We start from the raw sequence: 21,471 nt of genomic DNA on the forward strand, positions 1-21,471 counted from the left end.
GACCTCCGTTCAAGAGTCCGCGCCCGCGAACGCGGGCTCGGGGCCCGCGTCGGCGCCGACGCCCGTGCGGCTCGGCTCCGAGGCATCCAACTCGGCGGATGCCTCGGCCCGCGCCGCCTCGACCGCCCAGTAGACCGACTCGGGGGTCGCGGGGGAGCCGAGCACGACGCCGCGGCCGGCCGGGCCGAACGCCCCGACCGCCGTGCGGATCGCCTCGCGGGCGCTGAACGCGAGCATGAGCGGCGGCTCGCCGACAGCCTTCGAACCGTAGACCGCGCCGTCTTCGCGGGCGTTCTCGAACAGGCGAACATTGAACTCCTCGGGCATCTCCGAGAAGCTCGGCAGCTTGTAGGTCGAGGCCGACTGGGTGAGCAGGCGCCCGCGGCCGGGGCCGTCGGTCTCGTCCCAGCGGAGCTCCTCGAGCGTGAGCCATCCGACACCCTGCACGTACGCGCCCTCGACCTGGCCGATGTCGAGCATTGGCGAGAGCGAGTCGCCCACGTCGTGGATGATGTCGACGCGGCGCACCCGGTAGGCACCCGTGAAGCCGTCGACCTCGACCTCGGTCGCCGCGGCACCGTAGGAGAAGTACTTGAAGGGCGAGCCCTGCATGAGATCGGGATTCCAGTGCAGCCCCTCGGTGCGGTAGTAGCCCGCCGCCCAGAGCTGTACGCGCTGCAGATACGCCGCCTCGGCGACCTCGGCGAAGCTCAGCCGCAGGTCGCGGTTGCCGAGGCCCGTGACGTAGCCGCCCTCGAAGCGCACGTCGCGCTCGTCGACGTCGAGCAGGCGACCGGCGACCTTCGCCATGCGCTCGCGAATCTGCTCGCACGCGTTCTTCACGGCGCCGCCGTTGAGGTCGGAGCCCGAGCTGGCCGCGGTGGCCGAGGTGTTCGGCACCTTGTCGGTGCGGGTCGGTGCGAGTCGCACCTGGTGCAGCTCGAGGCCGAGCGCGGTCGCGGCCACCTGCAGCATCTTCGTGTGCAGGCCCTGGCCCATCTCGGTACCGCCGTGGTTGATGAGCACCGAGCCGTCCTTGTAGACGTGCACGAGCGCGCCGGCCTGGTTGAACGCGGCGAAGTTGAACGAGATGCCGAACTTGATGGGCGTGATCGCGAGTCCGCGCTTCACGTCGTCGTGCTCGGCGTTGAACGCCGCGACCTCGGCGCTGCGCGCGTCGAAGTCGCACTCGCCCTTCAGCTGCGACCAGATGAGCGGCATCCGCTCGGCGTCCTTCACCAGCTGGCCGTACGGGGTCGACTGGCCCGGGACGTAGAAGTTCTGCTCGCGCAGCACGGTCGGGTCGATGCCGAGCTCAGGGGCGATGCGGCCGAGGACGTCCTCGATGAGGAAGACGCCCTGCGGGCCGCCGAAGCCGCGGAACGCCGTGTTCGACGTCTTGTTCGTCTTCGCGATGCGCCCGTGCGCGTGCACGTTCGGAATCCAGTAGGCGTTGTCGAGGTGGCAGAGCGCGCGGCCGAGCACCGGCTCGGAGAGGTCGAGGCTCCAGCCGCCGTCGGCGGTGAGCGTCGCGTCGAGCCCCTGCAGGTACCCGTCGGCGCTCACGCCGACCTTCCACGTGATGTGGAAGGGGTGGCGCTTGCCCGTCATCGTGAGGTCCTGCGTGCGGTTGAGCCGCAGGCGCACGGGACGGCCGGTGAGCTTCGCGCCCAGTGCGGCGATCGCGGCGAGTCCGTGCGGCTGCATCTCCTTGCCGCCGAAGCCGCCGCCCATGCGGAGCTGCTGCACGGTCACCTCGTTCGAGGGGATGCCGAGCACGTGCGCGACGATCTCCTGCGTCTCGGACGGGTGCTGCGTCGAGCACTGGATGAAGTACTGCCCCTCGCTGTCGCGCACGGCGAACGAGGCCTGCGTCTCGAGGTAGAAGTGCTCCTGGCCGCCGAACTCGGTGACGCCCTCGAAGACGCGGTCGGCCTCCGCGATGGCGGTCGCGGCGTCGCCGCGCTCGACGGTGCGGGCGATGCCCTGGAACGCGCGGGCGTCGATCGCCTCGCGCACCGTGATGATCGACGGCAGCGGTTCGTACTCGACCTTCACGGCCTCGGCGCCGAGGCGGGCCGACTCGGGAGAGTCGCCGAGCACCCAGACGAGGGCGTGCCCGTAGAACATGGCCTCGCTCGGGAAGAGCGGCTCGTCGTGCTTGATGCCGGCGTCGTTGAGACCGGGCACGTCGTCGGCGGTGAGCACGCGCACGACGCCCGGCACGTCGTAGGCGGGGGCGACGTCGATCGTCACGCGGGCGTGCGCGTTCGTCGACTGCACGGGCCACGCGGTGAGCACCCCCGTCGAGAGGCCGGCTACGTCGTCGGTGTACATGGCGGCGCCGGTCACGTGCAGCGCGGCGCTCTCGTGCGCGGCACGACGGCCGACGACGGGGTTGGCGGGACGGTCGGCGAGGGCGCTCATGCCGACACCTCCTTGTCGTCGTGGATCGTGGTCGAGTAGAGCTTCAGCAGCGCACTGCCGAGCATGAGCGAGCGGTAGTCGCTCGAGGCGCGGTGGTCGCTCATCGGCGTGCCCTCGCCCTGCAGTACCGTCGAGGCCGCCTTGACGGTCGCGATGTTCCAGGCGTTGCCGATCAGTGCGGCCTCGGTGTCGTACGCGCGAAGCGGGGTCGCGGCGACGCCGCCGAGTCCGATGCGGGCGTTCGTGACGACGCCGCCCTCGAGGTCGAGTGCGAAGCCGAGCGCGACGCTCGAGATGTCGTCGAAGCGGCGCTTCGCGATCTTGTGGAACGCCGTGACGCGCGCGAGCGGGAGCGGGATGCGCACCGCGCGGATGAGCTCGTCGGGCCGGCGGATCGTCTGCCGGTAGCCCGTGAAGTAGTCGGCGAGCTCGACCTCGCGCTCGCCGTCGGCCGACGCGAGCACCAGCCGGGCGCCGAGCGCGAGGAGCGCCGGCGGTGTGTCGCCGATGGGGGAGCCGGTGCCGAGGTTGCCGCCGAACGTGCCGCGGTTGCGGATCAGTCGCGACGCGAACTGCGGGAAGAGCTGGGCGAGCAGCGGCACCCGGCCGTCGAGCCGGCGTTCGACCTCGGTGAGCGGCAGTGCCGCCCCGATCTCGATCACGTCGTCGCCGACGCTGAGCGTGCGCAGTTCGTCGAGCTGTTCGACCGCGACCACGAGCGGGGCGCGGCGGCCGCGCAGGTTGACCTCGACGCCGAGGTCGGTCGACCCGGCCACGAGCAGTGCCGACGGTTCGTCGCGGATCAGTCGCAGGGTCTCGTCGAGCGTCGCCGGCCGGACGAACCGCCCGCCGCCCGCCGTGAAGTCGGTCGGCACCGCTGCGGGAGCGGGGCGGTCGCGGCGAGCGGCGAGCTCGTCGCCCGGCTCGGGCATGCCGAGCTCGTAGGCGGCGTCGCGGATCGGGCGATACCCGGTGCAGCGGCAGAGGTTGCCGCTGAGGGCGTGCAGGTCGAAGCCGTTCGGCCCGTGCTCGGCGTCGTGCACGAGGCATCCCTCGTCGTGCTCGTCGACCACGTCGTGCGCGTGGGCCGGCGCCGGAACGCGGTCGGCGCGGTAGTACTCGCCCGCCATGCTGCAGGCGAAGCCCGGGGTGCAGTAGCCGCACTGCGAGCCGCCCGCCTCGGCGAGCTTCTCCTGCACGGGGTGCAGCGACTCGGGGGAGCCGAGCCCCTCGGCCGTCACCACCTCCTGGCCGTTGAGCGCGGCGACGGGCACGAGGCACGCGTTGACCGCGGTCCACTCGGTGCCGCCGTCGGTGCCGGGCGTCGCGACGAGCATCGCGCACGCGCCGCACTCGCCTTCGGCGCAGCCCTCCTTGCTGCCCGTGAGCCCGGTGTCGCGCAGCCAGTCGAGCGCGGTGGTGTGGGCGGTGGCACCTTCGAGCGGGCGTCGAAGCCCGTTGACGGTGATGGCGATCTCGTCCATGGGATCTCCTCGGGTGAGGCGTCGTCGATGACGCCTGCGGCACCGGGGCCCCGGTGGCCCCACCTCGCACCGCGCCTGCTTCAGCAGTACATACCGATAGTACTGCGTCGGTGGCAGGTAGTTCTTGCGATTCGGAATCCCGATTTCGCAGAACGGATATTCAGTCATGTGCTCGCGTGCTCGCGTGCTCGCGTGCGTGCGTGCGTGCGCGCGTCGCTCGCGTCAGGCGGCCCGGCGACTCAGCTCGGGCGCGCGGTGGAACCAGCGGGCGAAGAAGCCCCGTCGGTCGGCGCGCGCCGGAATGTAGATGTCGGGATCGACCTCGATCGAGGCGTAGCTCACGGCGAGCGGTCGGTTGACGCGCGCGGCGTCCTCGTGGTCGTGGCGGTCGTGCATCGTCACCCTCCTCTCCATCGAGAAGCTTCCGAATTACGGAAGCAAAATTCTGAATCACGGAAAGAGTATGACGATGTGGGATGCCGCGTCAAGAGGTCTCCACCGAGCGTTGCCGTTCCGACCGAGGGTTGCCGAAGCGTCGGCATCGTTCGGTCGGAACGGCGACACTCGGCGATCGGCGGGTGCGGGTGCGGGTGCGGGTGCGGGTGCGGGTGCGGGTGCGGGAGCGCGCGCGGGCGCGGGAGCGCGCGCGGGAGCGCGGGTGCGCGCGTGCCCTGGGTGAGCGGCGCGAACCGCGTGGCGTTCGCGCGGCGTCAGGCGGCGGCGGTGGCGTCGGCGATTTCCTGCACGACCTCGCGCAGCACGGGGATGGCTCGCTCGGCGAAGTCCTCGTCGACGCGGGCGACCGGGCCCGACACCGAGACCGCCGTCGGGATGGGCGCGCCCGGCACGGTCATCGCGTAGCAGCGCACGCCGATCTCCTGCTCGCCGTCGTCGACCGCGTAGCCGCGCTCGCGCGTGACGCGCAGGTCTTCGAGCAGTGCGTCGATCGAGTCGATCGAGTGCACGGTCGACTGGGGCAGGCCGGTGCGACTGATGATGTCGCGCACGGTGTCGTCGTCGAGCTGCGCGAGGATCGCCTTGCCGACGCCCGTCGCGTGCAGGTGCGAGCGGCGGCCGACCTCGGTGAACATGCGCATCGCGTGCGGCGACGGCGCCTGCGAGACGTAGATGACCTGGTCGCCGTCGAGGGTCGCGAGGTTCGCGGTCTCGCCGAGCCGCTCGACGAGCTCCTTCAGCTGGGGGCGGGCGAGCCGCCCGAACTGGCGGTTGGCCACCTCGCCCAGGCGCACCAGGCGTGGTCCGAGCGCGTAGCGGCGGTTCGCGAGCTGACGCGCGTAGCCGAGCGCGACGAGCGTGCGGAGCAGGCGGTGGATCGTCGGCAGCGGCAGTTCGGCCATCGTCGAGAGCTCGCTCAGCGTGACGTCGCCGCCGGCGTCGGCGATCAGCTCGAGCAGGTCGAACACCCTCGCGACCGACTTGACGCCTTCGGGCTGGCCCTCCGCCATGCGCTGCTCCCGTTCGTGATCGTGGCAGACCATATCCGCATCGCGGAAAACCTGCCGGGTTGCAGTCAACATACCGCACGACTCCACGATGGGCGGCGAGCGGATTCCCGTGCCGACCGCGGTCGCCGCATCCGGGGGTTGAGTTTCCGAATGGCAGACATTAACATCCGTAATACGGAAACCGCCGCGCTTGAAACAACGCGGGCATTCAAGAAAGTCGATCCGATGGCGAATCCCAGTCCCGGTTACTCCATTCAGCTCCGCGTCGAGGCGCCCGCCGGCGTCACCGCGACGAGCGAACTCGTCGTCGCGGCGGCCGACGCCGGTGCGGTCATCACCGCGGTCGACGTCAGCGAGTCGAGCACCGATCGCGTGCTCGTCGACCTCACCTGCTACGCCGGGAGCGCCGAGCACGCCGCCCAGATCGCCGCAGCGCTCGCCGCACGCGAGGGCGTCGTCGTGCACGAGGTCGCCGACCGCACCTTCCGCATGCACCAGGGCGGCAAGCTCGAGATCGTGCCGAAGACGCCGCTCCGCAACCGCGACGACCTCTCCCGCGCGTACACCCCCGGCGTCGCCCGGGTCTGCCTCGCGATCGCCGACCGCCCCGCCGACGCCCGCCGCCTCACCGTCAAGGGCAACACGATCGCCGTCGTCACCGACGGCTCGGCGGTGCTCGGCCTCGGCAACATCGGCGCGACCGCCTCCATCCCCGTGATGGAGGGCAAGGCCGCCCTCTTCAAGCAGTTCGCCGACGTCGATGCCTGGCCGGTCGCCCTCGATACGCAGGACACCGAGGAGATCATCGGCATCGTCAAGGCCCTCGCGCCCGTCTACGGCGGCATCAACCTCGAGGACATCGCCGCGCCGCGCTGCTTCGAGATCGAGCGGCGCCTGCGCGAGGAGCTCGACATCCCCGTCTTCCACGACGACCAGCACGGCACCGCGATCGTCACGCTCGCGGCGCTCATGAACGCACTGCGCGTCGTCGGCAAGCGCCTCGACACGGTACGCATCGTCGTGTCCGGGGTCGGTGCGGCCGGCAACGCGATCATCCAGCTGCTCAAGGCCGAGGGGGCGGTGAACATCGTCGCCTGCGGCCGCAACGGCGCCATCCACCGCGGCGAGCGGTACGCCGACGAGCACCGCACCTGGCTCGCTTCGAACACCAACGCCGAGGGCCTCACCGGCTCGCTCGCCGAGGTGCTCGCCGGCGCCGACGTCTTCATCGGCGTGAGTGCCCCGAACCTGCTCGGCGAGGCCGAGATCGAGAGCATGGCCGACGACGCGATCGTCTTCGCCATGGCGAACCCCGACCCCGAGGTCGACCCGGTCGTCGCGGCCCGCCACGCGGCCGTCGTCGCGACGGGGCGCAGCGACTTCCCGAACCAGATCAACAACGTGCTCGCGTTCCCCGGCTTCTTCCGAGGGCTGCTCGACTCGGGCGCCGTCGACATCACGCCCGAGATGCTCGTGGCCGCATCAGAGGCGATCGCGTCGTGCGTGCGCGATGATGAACTCAACGCGAGTTACATCATCCCGAGCGTCTTCGACCCGGATGTCGCCCGTGCCGTCGCCGAAGCCGTCGCCGGCGCCGCGCACCGCGAAGACGCCCGGCAGGAGAGCGCTCCTGCCGCCGACACCGAGCCCACCGCAGAGACGCAGGAAGCCGCCGCATGAGCACCGACACCAGTTCCCTTCGGATCACCCGCCCCGCCGAGATCGACGGTGCCGACGAGATCCTGACGCCCGAGGCGCTCGCCTTCGTCGAGGCGCTGCACCGCGAGTTCGACGGGCGCCGCCTCGAGCTGCTCGCCGCCCGCACGGTCAAGCGCGACCGCATCGCCGCCGGCGGCACCCTCGACTTCCTGCCCGAGACGCGCGAGATCCGCGAGTCCGAGTGGCGCGTGGCCCCCGCCCCCGAGGCGCTCCTCGACCGCCGGGTCGAGATCACGGGGCCGCCGTCGCCCGCGAAGATGGCGATCAACGCCCTCAACTCCGAGGCGCGCGTGTGGCTCGCCGATCTCGAGGACGCCGCCGCCCCGAACTGGGAGAACGTCGTCGGCGGCATCCTGAACCTCCGCGACGCGGCGCGCGGCACGCTCGCGTTCACGTCTCCGCAGGGCAAGGCGTACGCGCTCCGCACCGACGTGCGTCGCCCCACGGTCGTCACGCGGCCCCGCGGCTGGCACCTGCCCGAGCGGCACGTGGTCGTCGACGGGCGCGAGGGCAGCGGCTCGCTCGTCGACTTCGGCCTGCACTTCTTCCACACGGCGAAGCAGCTCATCGAGAACGGCGAGGGCCCGTACTACTACCTGCCGAAGATCGAGAGCCACCTCGAGGCCCGCCTCTGGAACGACGTGTTCGTGTTCGCGCAGCAGTACCTCGGCATCGCCCGCGGCACGGTCCGCGCGACGGTGCTCATCGAGACGATCCCGGCCGCCTTCGAGATGGAGGAGATCCTCTACGAGCTGCGCGAGCACGCCTCGGGCCTCAACGCCGGCCGCTGGGACTACCTGTTCAGCCTGATCAAGGTCTTCCGCGACGCGGGCGACGCGTTCATCCTGCCCGACCGGGCGCAGGTGTCGATGACGGCGCCGTTCATGCGCGCCTACACCGAGCTGCTCGTGAAGACCTGCCACCGACGCGGCGCCTTCGCGATGGGCGGCATGGCCGCCGTCGTGCCGAACCGCAACGACCTCGAGGTCACCCGTGCGGCCTTCGACAAGGTGCGCGCCGACAAGACCCGCGAGGCGAACGACGGCTTCGACGGCTCGTGGGTGGCGCACCCCGACCTCGTGCCCGTCTGCCGCGAGGTGTTCGACGAGGTGCTCGGGGCCCGCCCGAACCAGCTCGACAAGCTGCGCCCCGAGGTCGAGGTCACCGCGGCCCAGCTGCTCGACGTCGCCTCCGCGGGCGGCGACGTCACCGAGGCGGGCCTGCACGACAACCTCTACGTCGCGGTCGCCTACACCGCGGTCTGGCTGTCGGGCAACGGCGCCGTCGCGATCCACAACCTGATGGAGGATGCCGCGACCGCGGAGATCTCGCGCTCGCAGGTCTGGCAGCAGGTGAGGAACGGCGTCGTGCTCGCCGACACCGGCGACACCGTGACCGTCGAGCTCGTGCGCCGGGTGCTCGCCGAAGAGGTCGACCGCCTCCGCGGGGAGGTCCCCGCCGAGCGGTTCGCCGCCTACTACGAGCCGGCCGCCGAGCTCATCGAGGAGCTCTGCACCTCCGACGAGTACGTCGACTTCCTCACCCTGCCCGCCTACGAGCTGCTGGGATGAGCATGGCAGCCAGTGACGTCGCGGGCGCACCGGGCACGGCGCTGCCAGGCGCCGCCGTGCCCCGCACCGCCCTGACCGCCGACGACCTGGCTCGCGTCGAGGCGCGGCTCGCCGACACCGACGAGCTGCTCGCGACCGTCTACCCGGGCGATGACGGCTCCCGCCAGCCCGTGCACACCGTGTACGTGCCGGCCGACACCTTCACTCCCGAGCTGCCCGCGGCGTGGGGCCGCGCAGCCGAGGAGTCCGTGACTGCGGACGGCGGGTTCGAGGCGCTCGCCGTCCGCATCGGGGTGGATCCCGCACTCGCGGCGCGCATCGCGCCGCGAGTGCGGGAGAAACTCGCCCGCGAGCCCATCGAAGACGTTCGCCTCGACTTCGAGGACGGCTACGGCGACCGCGGCGACGAGACCGAGGACGCCGATGCCGTGCGCGCCGCCGAGCAGGTCGCCGCCGCCGTCGCGGCGGGGGTCGCGCCGCCGTTCATCGGCATCCGCTTCAAGTGCTTCGAGGCGCCCACGAGGGCACGAGGCATCCGCACCCTCGATCTCTTCATCGGTGCGCTCGTCGCGCAGTCGGGCCCCGCCGGCCTGCCCGACGGGCTCGTGCTCACCCTGCCGAAGGTCACGACGGTCGCGCAGGTCGAGGCGATGGTCGACGTCGTGACCGCGCTCGAGCGCGCCCACGGGCTGCCCGACGGGCGCCTGCGCTTCGAGGTGCAGGTCGAGACGCCGCAGCTCATCCTCGGCTCGGGCGGCACGTCGCCCGTCGCGCAGCTCGCGGTCGCCGCGCCCGGACGCATCAGCGCCCTGCACTACGGCACCTACGACTACAGCGCCTCGCTGCAGATCGCGGCCCGTTACCAATCGATGGAGCACCCCGTCGCCGACCTCGCGAAGGAGGTCATGCAGCTCGCGGTGGCCGGCACCGGCATCCGCCTCTCCGACGGCTCGACGAACATCCTGCCGCTGGGCGACCGCACCGAGGAGGCGTGGCGCCTGCACGCCCGGCTCGTGCGCCGCTCGCTCGAGCGGGGGTTCTACCAAGGCTGGGACCTGCACGCGCACCAGCTTCCGACCCGGTACCTCGCGACCTACGCCTTCTTCCGGGAGGGCTACCCCGAGGCATCCGCACGCCTGCGCAACTATCTCGAGCGCACGCCGGGCGCCGTGCTCGACGAACCCGCCACCGCCCGCGCGCTCGCCGACTTCGTGCTGCGCGGCGTCGAATGCGGTGCGGTCGGCGAGGCCGAGATCGTCGCCGACATCGGCATCGACCGGCGCGCGCTCACCCTGCTCGCGCATCCGAAGCTCGCCGCGACTGCGGCGGACGACTGAGGATGTCGCGACCCACCCCTGATCACGAGGAACACGCATGAGCTACTACACCCCGCAGGGCGGGCTGCCGCCGCAGACCGACCTGCTCACCGACCGCGCCGTCGTCAAGCAGGCGTACACCTTCATCCCGAAGGGCGTGCTGCGCGACATCGTCACGAGCAACCTGCCCGGCTTCCGCGGCACGCGGTCGTGGATCATCGCCCGGCCCGTCGCGGGCGGCGCCACGACCTTCTCGCAGCTCATCGTCGAGATCGCCCCGGGCGGCGGGGCTGAGAAGCCCGAGGCCGAGGCGGGCGTCGAGGGCGTCGTGTTCGTGACGACCGGCTCGCTCACGCTGACGCTCGAGGGGGAGCGGCACGTGCTCGAGGAGGGCGGCTACGCCTTCCTCGCGCCGGGGGCGGACTGGTCGCTCGCGAACGAGGGCGCGGAGCTCACGAGCTTCCACTGGATCCGCAAGGCGTACGAACCCGTCGACGGCATCGCGCCGCCGGCGTCGTTCGTCACCCGCGACCAGGACATCGAGCCCGTGCCGATGCCCGACACCGACGGGGCGTGGGCGACCACGCGGTTCACCGACTCGAACGACCTCGCGCACGACATGCAGGTGAACATCGTGACGTTCCAGCCCGGCGGATCGATCCCGTTCGCAGAGACCCACGTCATGGAGCACGGGCTGTTCGTGCTGCAGGGCAAGGCCGTCTACCGGCTCAACGACGACTGGGTCGAGTGCGAGGCGGGCGACTACATGCTGCTGCGCGCGTTCTGCCCGCAGGCCTGCTACGCGGGCGGCCCCGAGCCGTTCCGCTACCTCCTGTACAAGGACATGAACCGGCAGATCCGGCTCACCTGAGTCGCGGCATCCGTCTTCAGGACGGGGTGCGGGAAGCAGGGTGTTCTGCGGTCGAAGACGGCCATGACACCCCGTGCCCGCCACACCCCTCCCTGAAAGGTGTTCACACACGGGCGCCCGGGACGTATCGTCGCCGGGCGCTTCGTCGTGTCCGGGGCGCCCCGCGCCGAGATGTCGGAGGAATCGGCCGTTCGGCTGGCGCTTCGAGCTCTGGGTGCTGAATTCTCCGACATCTCGTCGCGGATGCCGCGGCGAGCGTCCGACGAGGGTTGACGTCTCGCCACTCGGCGCTTACGATTTCATACAGCAGAAGAATTCTTCCGGAATACGGAAACAGGTAACACGAAGGAAGTCGACGATGACGTACACGGTGAACTGCTCGATCCTCCTCACCGAGCTGCCCCTGCTCGAGCGCCCGGCCGCGGCCAAGGCTGCGGGCTTCGACGCCGTCGAGTTCTGGTGGCCGTTCGCCGAGTCGGTGCCCGCCGACCGCGACGTCGACGCCTTCGTCGGCGCGATCCGCGACGCGGGCGTGCAGCTGACCGGCCTCAACTTCAACGCGGGCGACATGCCCGCCGGCGACCGCGGCCTCGTCTCGTGGCCGACCCGCTCGAACGAGTTCCGCGACAACATCGCGGTCATCGCGGGCATCGGCGCGCAGCTCGGCACGAAGGGCTTCAACGCCCTCTACGGCCTCCGCCAGGAGGGCGTCGACGCCGCCGAACAGGACGCGGCGGCGATCGAGAACCTCGCGGCCGCAGCCGCGGGCGTCGCCCCGATCGGCGGCACCGTGCTGCTCGAGCCGGTCTCGGGCGCTCCGGCGTACCCGCTGAAGACGGCGGCCGACGCCGTGCGGGTGATCGACGCCGTGCGCGCGGCATCCGGCACCGCGAACCTCAAGCTGCTCGCCGACTTCTACCATCTCGCGGTCAACGGCGACGACGTCGCCGCCGTCATCGAGGCGCACGCGCCCTCGTTCGGCCACATCCAGATCGCCGACGACCCGGGCCGCGGCGCCCCCGGCACCGGCGGGCTGCCGCTCGAGGCTTGGATCGCCCGCAGCCGCGAGCTCGGCTACGGCGGCCCGATCGGCCTCGAGTACAAGGCCCCGATCGACGAGGCGTTCACCTGGCTCGCCGGCGCCGAGCCGAGCGCTGCGACCAGTACCGCCGCCACCGCCTGACCGCCACGCGCAGGCACCGACCGACCCGCACGACGCAACACGAAGGACCAACTCATGAGCAAGATCGCGATCATCGGCCTCGGCATCATGGGCCTGCCCATGGCCAAGAACCTCGTCGCCGCCGGCCACGATGTCACCGGCTTCAACCGCAGCCAGGCGCCTATCGACGCGCTCGTCGCGGCGGGCGGCCGCGGTGCCGCGAGCATCGCCGACGCCGTGAAGGGCGCGGAGGCCGTCATCACGATGGTGCCCGACTCGCCCGACGTCGAGTCCGTCGTGCGCGGCGAGGGCGGCGTGTTCGCCAACGCCGAGCCGGGCACCCTGTGGATCGACAACTCGTCGATCCGCCCCGACGTCGCCAAGGAGCTCGCGGAGGAGGCCGTCTCGAAGGGATTCGGCGCGGTCGACGCGCCCGTCTCGGGCGGCGAGCAGGGCGCCGTCGACGGCGTGCTCTCGATCATGGTGGGCGGCTCGGAGGGCGACTTCGCGAAGGCCCTGCCCGTGCTCGAGGGCATCGGCAAGACCATCGTGCACGTCGGCCCCGCGGGCGCCGGCCAGACCGTGAAGGCGGCCAACCAGCTCATCGTCGCCGTCAACATCCAGGCGCTCGCCGAGGCGGTCGTCTTCCTCGAAGCCTTCGGCGTCGACACCGACGCCGCGCTGAAGGTCCTGGGCGGCGGACTCGCCGGCTCCAAGGTCCTCGACCAGAAGGGGCAGAAGATGCTCGACCGCGACTTCGCCCCCGGATTCCGCCTCGCCCTCCACAACAAGGACCTGGGCATCGTCACCGCCGCCGCACGCCAGGCCGGCATCACCGTTCCGCTCGGCTCGGCCGTCGCCCAGCTCGTCACCTCGCTCGTCGCCCGCGGCGACGGCGGACTCGACCACTCGGGGCTCTTCAAGCTCACCGCCGCGCTCGCCGGCCGCGAGTAGCGGCCCGTCCGGCGTTCAGGCCGGGGCGGTTCGCGGATGCCGCGGCGCAGTGCCGCGGCATCCACCCAGATCTTCCACCCACGTCTCCGAAGGAGCACTCCCATGACCCGCATGCGCGCCGTCGACGCCATCGTCCAGATCCTGATCAAAGAGGGCGCGACCGAGGCCTTCGGGCTGCCCGGTGCCGCCATCAACCCCCTCTACTCCGCGATGCGCGCGAACGGCGGCATCCGGCACACCCTCGCCCGCCACGTCGAGGGCGCGTCGCACATGGCCGACGGCTACAGCCGCACCGCCGACGGTCGCATCGGCATCTGCATCGGCACGTCGGGGCCCGCGGGCACCGACATGATCACGGGCCTGTACGCAGCGATCGCCGACTCCGTCCCGATGCTGTGCATCACCGGCCAGGCGCCGGTGGCCAAGCTCGACAAGGAGGACTTCCAGGCCGTCGACATCGCGTCCATCGCGAAGCCCGTCACGAAGTTCGCCAAGACGGTGCTCGAGGGCGCGCAGGTTCCCGGCGTCTTCCAGACGGCGTTCCAGATCATGCGTTCGGGCCGCCCCGGCCCCGTGCTCATCGACCTGCCCTTCGACGTGCAGATGACCGAGATCGAGTTCGACATCGACACCTACGAGCCGCTGCCGGTGGCGAAGCCCGCCGCGACCCGCGCGCAGGCCGAGAAGGTGCTCGACCTGCTCACGGCCTCGAGGCACCCGGCGATCATCGCGGGCGGCGGCGTCGTGAACTCGGGCGCCTCCGCGAAGCTCGTCGAACTGGCCGAGACCCTGGGCGTGCCCGTGTTCCCGACCCTGATGGGCTGGGGTGCGATCGGCGACGACCACCCGCTGGCGGCGGGGCTCGTCGGCATCCAGACCTCGCAGCGGTACGGCAACGCGAGCTTCCTCGAGAGCGACTTCGTGCTCGGCATCGGCAACCGGTGGGCGAACCGTCACACCGGCGGCCTCGACACCTACCGCACGGGCCGCACCTTCGTGCACGTCGACATCGAGCCAACGCAGATCGGCCGCGTGTTCGCACCCGACTACGGCGTGGTCTCCGACGCGGGCGCGTTCATCGACGCCCTGCTCGAGGCGGCCCGCGACCGTGTCGCCGAGCTGCCCGACTACCACGGCTGGGCCGAGGAATGCCGCGACCGAAAGGCGCGCCTGCAGCGCAAGACCAACTTCGACGACGTGCCGATGAAGCCGCACCGCGTCTACCAGGAGATGCTCTCCGCGTTCGGCCACGACACCACGTACGTCACCACGATCGGCCTGTCGCAGATCGCGGGCGCCCAGCTGCTGCACGTGTACGAACCGCGCCAGTGGATCAACGCCGGCCAGGCCGGCCCGTTGGGCTGGACGCTGCCCGCCGCGCTCGGCGTCGTGCGCGGCAAGCCCGAGGCGAAGGTCGTCGCGCTCTCGGGCGACTACGACTTCCAGTTCATGATCGAAGAGCTCGCTGTCGGTGCGCAGCACCAGCTGCCGTACGTCCACGTCGTGGTCAACAACAGCTACCTGGGACTCATCCGCCAGTCGCAGCGCGGCTTCGAGATGGACTACGAGGTGTCGCTCGCGTTCGACAACGTCAACACCCCCTTCGATCCCGCCAGCGTCGCCACCGGCTACGGCGTCGACCACGTCAAGGTCGCCGAGGGCCTCGGCTGCAAGGCGATCCGCGTCGAGCGCCCAGAGGACCTCGCGGCGGGCTTCGCCGAGGCCGAGCGCCTGAAGGCGGAGTTCCAGGTGCCGGTGGTCGTCGAGGTCATCCTCGAGCGCGTCACCAACATCGCGATGGGCGCCGACCTCGACACCATGAACGAGTTCGAAGACCTCGCCGAGACGCCCGACGACGCGCCCGAGGCCGTCTACGCCCTGCTCGACTGACGCCTGTCCATCATCCTCACGACACGGAAGACTGAACACATGCGCATCGTGATCGCGCCCGACAAGTTCAAGGGGTCGCTGTCGGCTCCCGAGGTGGCCGCCAGGGTCGCCGAGGGCGCCCGGCGCGTCGACCCCGCGATCGAGATCGACGCGATCCCGGTGGCCGACGGCGGCGAGGGCACGCTCGAGGCGGCGCTCGCGGCCGGCTTCGAGCGCCGCACGGCGCTCGTCGCCGGCCCGCTCGGCTCGCCGGTCGAGGCCGACTTCGCCCTGCGCGGCGACGAGGCGGTCGTCGAGATGGCGCGGGCGTCGGGGCTCGACCTGGTTCCGACCGGCGGGGCGGATGCCTCGGGCGCCACGAGCCTCGGCACCGGGCAGCTCATCGCGGCCGCCCTCGACGCCGGCGCCCGGCGCATCGTGCTCGGCATCGGCGGCAGTGCCTCGACCGATGGAGGAGCCGGCGTGCTGCAGGGACTCGGGGCCAGGCTGCTCGACGCCACGGGTGCCGAGCTGCCGCACGGAGGGGCCGCGCTCGCCGGGCTCGCCCGCATCGACCTCGACGGACTCGACCCGCGGTTGACCGAGACCGAGATCGTGCTCGCGAGCGATGTCGACAACCCGCTGCTCGGCTCGTTCGGCGCCGCCGCGGTCTTCGGCCCGCAGAAGGGCGCGACCCCCGACGACGTCGCCGCGCTCGACGCGGCCCTCGCGAACCTCGTCGCGGTGCTCGCCGAGCACGACCCGATCCTGGCGGCGCCCGCGCGCGTCGCCGCCGAACGACCCGGTGCCGGTGCCGCCGGCGGCACCGGCTTCGCCGCGCTCGCGGTGCTCGGCGCCGAACGCCGGCCCGGCATCGACGTCGTGCTCGAGTTCACCGGGCTCGAGGCCCGGCTCGCCGGGGCCGACGCCGTGATCACCGGCGAGGGCAGCCTCGACGTGCAGAGCCTCATGGGCAAGACGCCGATCGGCGTCGCCCGCGCCGCCCGGCGTGCGGGGGTGCCCGTCTACGCGGTGAGCGGCCGCCGCCTGCTGAGCGACGACGAGGTGCACCGCGCCGGGTTCGCCGCTGCTCGCGCCCTCGCCGAGCTCGAGCCCGATCCGGCTCGCAGCATGGCCGAGGCATCCGATCTCTTGACCCGACTCGCGGAGGAACTCGTGACCGACCTCATCGCCGACCAGGCATCCCAGCGGGCCACCGACCAGACGGCGTCTCCCGCCGGGTACGACGCGGTGTTCCGCGCAGCACGCGCGCTCGTCGCGAGCGACGGCGGACCGGTCGAACGCGCCGTCGAGATCGGCGTGCGCGACGGCCGCATCGCGTCGATCGCACCGCTCGGCACGGGCCTCGTCGGCGACGAGGTCGTCGAGCTCGCCGCCGACGAGGTGCTGCTGCCCGGCCTCGTCGACACGCACGTGCACGTCAACGAACCCGGTCGCACCGAATGGGAGGGCTTCTCCTCGGCGACCCGCGCGGCCGCGGCCGGCGGAGTGACCACCATCATCGACATGCCGCTCAACTCGATCCCGCCGACCGTGTCGGTCGCGGCGCTCGACGAGAAGCGCGCGGCCGCCGAGGGCCAGACCTTCGTCGACGTCGGCTTCTGGGGCGGCGTCGTGCCCGGCAACCTCGACGAGCTCGCACCGCTCGCGGCCGAGGGCGTGTTCGGGTTCAAGTGCTTCCTGCTGCACTCGGGCGTCGACGAGTTCCCGCAGGTGACCGCCGACGAGATGGAGCAGGCGATGCGGGTCATCGCCGAGCACGACTCGATGCTCGTGGTGCACGCCGAGGATGCGCACGTCATCGACGCGGCACCGCACGCCGGCGGCCCGGGCTACGCCGACTTCCTCGCCTCGCGCCCCCGCGAAGCGGAGGACACGGCGATCGCCGAGGTCATCGACCGTGCGACCCGCACGGGCGCCCGGGCGCACATCCTGCACCTCAGCTCCTCCGACTCGCTCGGGCAGATCGCCCGGGCCAAGGCCGCGGGCACGGATCTCAGCGTCGAGACGTGCCCGCACTACCTCACCCTGTTCGCCGAGGACGTGCCAGCAGGCGCGACGGCGTTCAAGTGCTGCCCGCCGATCCGCGAGGATGCGAACCGCGACGCGCTGTGGGCGGGCCTGCGCGACGGCGTCATCGACTTCGTCGTCTCGGACCACTCGCCGTCGACGCCCGAGCTGAAGTACGCCGGCGACGGCGACTTCGAGCTCGCCTGGGGCGGCATCGCATCGCTGCAGCTCGGCCTGCCGCTCATCTGGACCGAGGCGCGCGAGCGCGGCATCGGGCTCGATCGCGTCGTCGAATGGATGGCGCAGCGGCCCGCCGAGCGCGTCGGCCTCACCACCAAGGGGCGCATCGCGACCGGCCTCGCCGCCGACTTCGCGGTCTTCGCGCCCGACGAGCGATTCACCGTCGATGCGAAGGCGCTCGAGCATCGACACCCCGTCACGCCGTACGACGGCCGCGAGCTCACGGGAGCCGTTCGCGGCGCCTACCTCGCCGGCGCCCCCGTCGACCGCGAACGGGCCCAGGGCCGGATGCTTCGAAAAGGGAACGCGTAGCATCCCGGGGGCCGCGCGGCCGGGCGGTCCGATACCGTTCCGGCTCGCGGCCGAATCCGTTCCCGACCGCCAGCAGGCAACACCATCATCCCCACACCTTCCTCCCGCCGACCGAAACGGACCACCGGACCTCGCGAGGGGCACCGGCGCCGAGGCATCCCGTCGACCGATGAAACGGAGCACCTCATGATCAACTCGTCCGAAGAGCTGGAGACCGGCCAGCCCGCACCCGATTTCGCCCTGCCCGACGCGACCGGTGCGGTGCGGCGGCTCAGCGACCACCGCGGCGGTCCCGTCATCGTCTACTTCTACCCGGCTGCGTTCACGCCGGGCTGCACGACCGAGGCGTGCGACTTCCGCGAGAGCCTCGCGTCGTTCCAGTCGGCGGGCTACACGGTGCTCGGCATCTCGCCCGACCCGGTGTCGCGGCTCGCCGAGTTCGCCGAGGCCGAGCAGCTCTCGTTCCCGCTGCTCTCCGACGAGGGGGCGCAGGTCGCCAGGGCGTGGGGCGCGTGGGGCCAAAAGACTGTCGCGGGCCGTACGTTCGACGGGCTCATCCGCTCGACCGCGGTCGTCGACGACGAGGGGCGCGTCGCAGCGCTCGAGTACAACGTCGACCCGAACGGGCACGTCGGCCGGCTGCGCGAGCAGCTCGGCCTGTAGGGGTCGACACCCCCTGAACCGGATGCCTCGTGGCGCGACTTCTTCATGCGAAATCGTTGCCCACGAGGCATCCGTTCGCTAAGATTGTCACATGCTGAAATAACAGTTCCACGATACGAAACCAGCGTTTCGTATATCCGTACACCGTGGATGCCAGCAGAATGAGAAAGTGACTCAAGCGATGAAGCTTGAACAGTTCAACGGAGCTGGTCGCTCGGAGGCGATCGCCACGCTTCGTCCATGCATCGACGTGACGCGGTGGTGCGAGCACCTCGCCGATCGCCGACCGTACGGCTCGATCGACGAGCTCGTGGCCGAGGCCGGCACCGCCGCGTCGCCGTTCACGGCCGACGAGGTCGAGCAGGCGCTCAGCCATCATCCGCGCATCGGGGAGCGGGCGAGCGGTGCCAGCACCGAAGCCAGCCTGTCGCGTTCCGAGCAGGCGGGCGTCGATCCCGCCGATGCCGAGATCGCCAGGGCGCTCGCCGAGGGCAACGCCGCGTACGAGCAGCGGTTCGGGCGGGTGTTCCTCATCCGTGCGGCCGGTCGCTCGGCGGGCGAGATCCTCGACGCGCTCACCGCCCGGCTCGGCAACGACGACGCGACCGAAGACGCGGTCGTCGCCGAGGAGCTGCGCGAGATCGCCGTTCTGAGATTGAAGGGGGCCATCGCCGCATGACCGTTTCGCAGATCACGACGCACGTGCTCGACGCCGTCCGAGGCCGGCCGGCCGCGGGGGTGCCCGTGGAGCTCTACCGGCGTTCGGGCGATGGCTCGGGCGGCGGCTCCGCCTCGGGCGGCGCCGACGGCTGGTCGCTCGTCGCGAGCGCCGTGACCGATGACGACGGGCGGGCGAAGCAGCTCGGCCCCGAGACGGTCCCGGGCGGCGAGTACCGGCTCCGGTTCGACACCGGCGCCTACTTCGCCTCCACCCGGACCGAAGCCTTCTACCCCGAGGTGCTGCTCACGTTCCTCGTCGCCGAGGAGGGCCGTCACTACCACGTGCCGATCCTGCTGAGCCCCTTCGCCTATTCGACCTACCGAGGAAGTTAGAACGAACATGACCGACACCCTGATCAACACCGTGACCGGCTCCGACGACGCGGGCGGCTCGAGCACTGCCGCGGCATCCGGCGCGGCGACCGGTGCCATCGTGCTCGGCGCGAACCAGTACGGCAAGGCCGAGGTCCGCGTCGTCAAGGTCACCCGCGACACCGACCGCCACGAGATCGAGGACCTCAACGTCACCTCGCAGCTGCGCGGCGACTTCGCCGGTGCCCACCTCGACGGCGACAACTCGCACGTCGTCGCGACCGACACGCAGAAGAACACGATCTTCGCGTTCGCCCGCGACGGCGTCGGCTCGCCCGAGGCGTTCCTGCTGCGCCTCGCCGACCACTTCGTCGGCTCGTTCGACTGGGTCACCGGCGGCCGCTGGCTCGCCGAGAGCTACGCGTGGGAGCGCATCACCGCCCACGGCCGGCCGCACGACCACGCGTTCGTGCGCAACGGCCAGGAGGTGCGCACGGCGGCCGTCGTCGCCGACGGCGACACCCGGCACGTGCTCGCGGGCCTCAAGGACCTGACCGTGCTGAAGACGACCCAGTCGGGCTTCGTCGGCTACCCGAAGGACCGCTACACGACCCTGCAGGAGACGACCGACCGCATCCTCGCGACGAGCGTCGCGACGCGCTGGCGCTACCAGCCGGGCGCCGAGGTCGACTACAACGCGGTCTACGACAGCGTGAAGGCGATCCTGCTCGAGACGTTCACCGAGCACTACTCGGCCGCGCTGCAGACGACGCTCTTCGAGATGGGCCAGGCGGTGCTCGAGGCGCACCCCGAGATCGCCGAGATCCGCTTCTCGATGCCGAACAAGCACCACTTCGTCGTCGACCTCGAGCCGTTCGGCCTCGACAACCCCAACGAGGTGTTCTACGCGAGCGACCGCTCATACGGCCTCATCGAGGCCACTGTCACGCGCGAGGGTCTCGCCGAGGTGCCCGAGGTGTGGGCGTCGACCGGCGACTTCTGCTGATCGGCTTGCTCCCGAGCGCCCCGTCCGGCTCCGCCGGGCGGGGCGCTCGCGTCTCGTCCGCGCGCTGTCCGTCGCTCCCGTTCGGTCTCGGCCGCGGATGTGTAGGAACTTCTGCGTATTCGACGGTGTGTCGCGCGAGTGGGGACGGCGTGTCGCCAGAAGTTCCTACAGTGCACACCCGTCGTCTTGTCCTCCACAGGTCGGGCCGCGCCTCCCGCCTCACCGAATCACCCACAGGACGCGAAGCTCTCGCGCGGCGCCGATCACGATCGCAGCATGTCCGACCTGCTCACGAAACTCACGTTGTTGGGCGAGGCTGCACGCGTCTCGACCCTCAGAGACCTCGGTGAATCGGATGCCTCGCTGCGTGCCGCGACCGCCCGGGGAATCGCTCGTCGGCCGCGTCGTGGCTGGGTGGTCTCGTCCGAGGCCGACCACGATCAACTTCGCGCAATAGCCGCAGGTGGACGCATCGGCTGCATCTCGGCGTTGCGCCGACTCGGAATCTGGTCGGGCGTCGACCAGTCGTTGCACATCGCGGTGTCTCGCTCGACGCCGAGAATCGTTCGCAACCCCGAGGTCGAAGACCCGCTCGTCCACGGCGTTTGGCATCCGGTCGTCTCCGAGCGTCGCCGCCGAGACCGCGCCGTTCGTCTCGCTGGGCCGGGGCCGGTACGCGTGCACTACGTCAACGACGTTCGGCCTGAAGCCGCCCGCGACTGGATCGTGTCACCGATGACTGCCCTCGCGACCGCGCTACGGTGCCTTCCGCGTGAACATGCGAGCGCCGCGATCGACTCGGCGCTGCACGAAGGTGTGCTGACGCGGCGCGAGATCGACGCGGTGCTCGCCGCCGTACCCGGCACGTACGCACCACTGGTGGACGAATTCACGGGCGTGCCGGAGTCAGGCGTCGAGAGTCTGTTCATCCGCCGTCTCGCGCGAGAGGGATACCGCGTCGAGCCGCAGGTGACGCCGGGTGGGATCGGCCGATTCGACGGCCGGATCGACGGCTGCGTCTTGTTCGAGGTCGACGGTCGGGAGTTCCACTCGGGGCGGGCGGAGTTCTACAACGATCGCGACCGAACGCTGGTTTCGCAGTCCTTCGGCGTGCCGGTGATTCGGCCGAGTGCGATGCACGTGCTCGACGATTGGCCATTCGTCTCGGCGACGGTCGCGCGGGTGGTCGCCGATGCGAAGGTCGTGCTCAAGGCCCGAGCAGCGGCAACGCACGAGACGAGTGCCTCCCCATCGCGGACCCATCTGTAGGACGAACTCCGCTGACGGCGGTGCGTCGAGCGTCGACACGCCGTGCGGAGGCCAGAACGTCCTACAGACGGGAGGGGTG

At 71.2% G+C, this 21,471-nt stretch carries 17 protein-coding genes; 13 read left to right on the forward strand and 4 right to left on the reverse strand.

Features of this window, described 5'->3' with window-relative positions:
* Nucleotides 1-9: 9 nt before the first annotated feature.
* From xdhB to ACFWGP_RS06215, 4 genes are all read right to left on the reverse strand, one after another.
* Nucleotides 10-2,427, reverse strand: a complete 2,418-nt coding sequence (gene xdhB / locus ACFWGP_RS06200; RefSeq protein WP_376930392.1) for a xanthine dehydrogenase molybdopterin binding subunit — start codon at nucleotides 2,425-2,427, stop codon at nucleotides 10-12.
* Nucleotides 2,424-3,911, reverse strand: coding sequence for a xanthine dehydrogenase small subunit (locus tag ACFWGP_RS06205; protein WP_376930393.1), 1,488 nt, complete (start codon nucleotides 3,909-3,911; stop codon nucleotides 2,424-2,426). The genes xdhB and ACFWGP_RS06205 overlap by 4 nt, the downstream gene beginning before the upstream one ends.
* Before the next feature lie 222 nt (nucleotides 3,912-4,133).
* Nucleotides 4,134-4,307 carry a hypothetical protein gene (locus ACFWGP_RS06210; RefSeq protein WP_376930394.1) on the reverse strand — a complete coding sequence of 58 codons (174 nt, stop codon included), beginning with the start codon at nucleotides 4,305-4,307 and terminating at the stop codon, nucleotides 4,134-4,136.
* A gap of 314 nt (nucleotides 4,308-4,621) precedes the next feature.
* Nucleotides 4,622-5,377, reverse strand: a complete 756-nt coding sequence (locus tag ACFWGP_RS06215) for an IclR family transcriptional regulator (RefSeq protein WP_376930395.1) — start codon at nucleotides 5,375-5,377, stop codon at nucleotides 4,622-4,624.
* Between the two features lie 225 nt (nucleotides 5,378-5,602).
* Between ACFWGP_RS06215 and ACFWGP_RS06220 the strand changes: the two genes are divergently transcribed.
* The 13 genes from ACFWGP_RS06220 to ACFWGP_RS06280 all read left to right on the forward strand — a co-directional run bounded on the left by ACFWGP_RS06220 (nucleotide 5,603) and on the right by ACFWGP_RS06280 (nucleotide 21,392).
* A complete protein-coding gene (locus ACFWGP_RS06220; RefSeq protein ID WP_376930396.1) occupies nucleotides 5,603-7,057 on the forward strand; it encodes an NADP-dependent malic enzyme in 1,455 nt (484 codons plus the stop codon).
* Nucleotides 7,054-8,667: a malate synthase A gene (gene aceB / locus ACFWGP_RS06225; protein ID WP_376930397.1), complete on the forward strand. Its 1,614-nt coding sequence runs from the start codon at nucleotides 7,054-7,056 to the stop codon at nucleotides 8,665-8,667. Before ACFWGP_RS06220 ends, aceB begins: the two co-directional genes overlap by 4 nt.
* Nucleotides 8,664-10,004, forward strand: coding sequence for a DUF6986 family protein (locus ACFWGP_RS06230; protein WP_376930398.1), 1,341 nt, complete (start codon nucleotides 8,664-8,666; stop codon nucleotides 10,002-10,004). The genes aceB and ACFWGP_RS06230 overlap by 4 nt, the downstream gene beginning before the upstream one ends.
* A gap of 37 nt (nucleotides 10,005-10,041) precedes the next feature.
* Nucleotides 10,042-10,854 carry a bifunctional allantoicase/(S)-ureidoglycine aminohydrolase gene (locus ACFWGP_RS06235; protein WP_275506463.1) on the forward strand — a complete coding sequence of 271 codons (813 nt, stop codon included), beginning with the start codon at nucleotides 10,042-10,044 and terminating at the stop codon, nucleotides 10,852-10,854.
* Between the two features lie 358 nt (nucleotides 10,855-11,212).
* Nucleotides 11,213-12,037, forward strand: a complete 825-nt coding sequence (locus tag ACFWGP_RS06240; RefSeq protein ID WP_376930399.1) for a hydroxypyruvate isomerase family protein — start codon at nucleotides 11,213-11,215, stop codon at nucleotides 12,035-12,037.
* Between the two features lie 54 nt (nucleotides 12,038-12,091).
* A complete protein-coding gene (locus ACFWGP_RS06245) occupies nucleotides 12,092-12,970 on the forward strand; it encodes a 2-hydroxy-3-oxopropionate reductase (protein ID WP_376930400.1) in 879 nt (292 codons plus the stop codon).
* A 102-nt stretch (nucleotides 12,971-13,072) separates the two neighbouring features.
* Nucleotides 13,073-14,860 (forward strand): glyoxylate carboligase, encoded by a 1,788-nt coding sequence (gene gcl, locus ACFWGP_RS06250; RefSeq protein WP_376930401.1) that lies wholly within the window; start codon nucleotides 13,073-13,075, stop codon nucleotides 14,858-14,860.
* Nucleotides 14,861-14,899: 39 nt separating this feature from the next.
* Nucleotides 14,900-17,422, forward strand: a complete 2,523-nt coding sequence (allB, locus tag ACFWGP_RS06255) for an allantoinase AllB (protein ID WP_376930402.1) — start codon at nucleotides 14,900-14,902, stop codon at nucleotides 17,420-17,422.
* A gap of 186 nt (nucleotides 17,423-17,608) precedes the next feature.
* Entirely contained in the window at nucleotides 17,609-18,085 is a 477-nt protein-coding gene (gene bcp / locus ACFWGP_RS06260) for a thioredoxin-dependent thiol peroxidase (RefSeq protein WP_275506467.1), read from the forward strand.
* Between the two features lie 181 nt (nucleotides 18,086-18,266).
* Complete coding sequence (uraD, locus tag ACFWGP_RS06265) at nucleotides 18,267-18,764, forward strand: 2-oxo-4-hydroxy-4-carboxy-5-ureidoimidazoline decarboxylase (RefSeq protein WP_376930403.1); 498 nt, start codon at nucleotides 18,267-18,269, stop codon at nucleotides 18,762-18,764.
* Nucleotides 18,761-19,138, forward strand: a complete 378-nt coding sequence (gene uraH, locus ACFWGP_RS06270; RefSeq protein ID WP_376930404.1) for a hydroxyisourate hydrolase — start codon at nucleotides 18,761-18,763, stop codon at nucleotides 19,136-19,138. The genes uraD and uraH overlap by 4 nt, the downstream gene beginning before the upstream one ends.
* Before the next feature lie 7 nt (nucleotides 19,139-19,145).
* On the forward strand, nucleotides 19,146-20,123 hold the full coding sequence (gene pucL / locus ACFWGP_RS06275; RefSeq protein ID WP_376930405.1) for a factor-independent urate hydroxylase: 978 nt from the start codon (nucleotides 19,146-19,148) through the stop codon (nucleotides 20,121-20,123).
* 276 nt (nucleotides 20,124-20,399) lie between these two features.
* Nucleotides 20,400-21,392: a hypothetical protein gene (locus ACFWGP_RS06280; RefSeq protein ID WP_376930406.1), complete on the forward strand. Its 993-nt coding sequence runs from the start codon at nucleotides 20,400-20,402 to the stop codon at nucleotides 21,390-21,392.
* Nucleotides 21,393-21,471: the final 79 nt, after the last annotated feature.

Source organism: Agromyces sp. NPDC127015 (genome assembly GCF_042725165.1).
In the GTDB taxonomy this organism is placed as follows: Bacteria; Actinomycetota; Actinomycetes; order Actinomycetales; family Microbacteriaceae; genus Agromyces; species Agromyces chromiiresistens.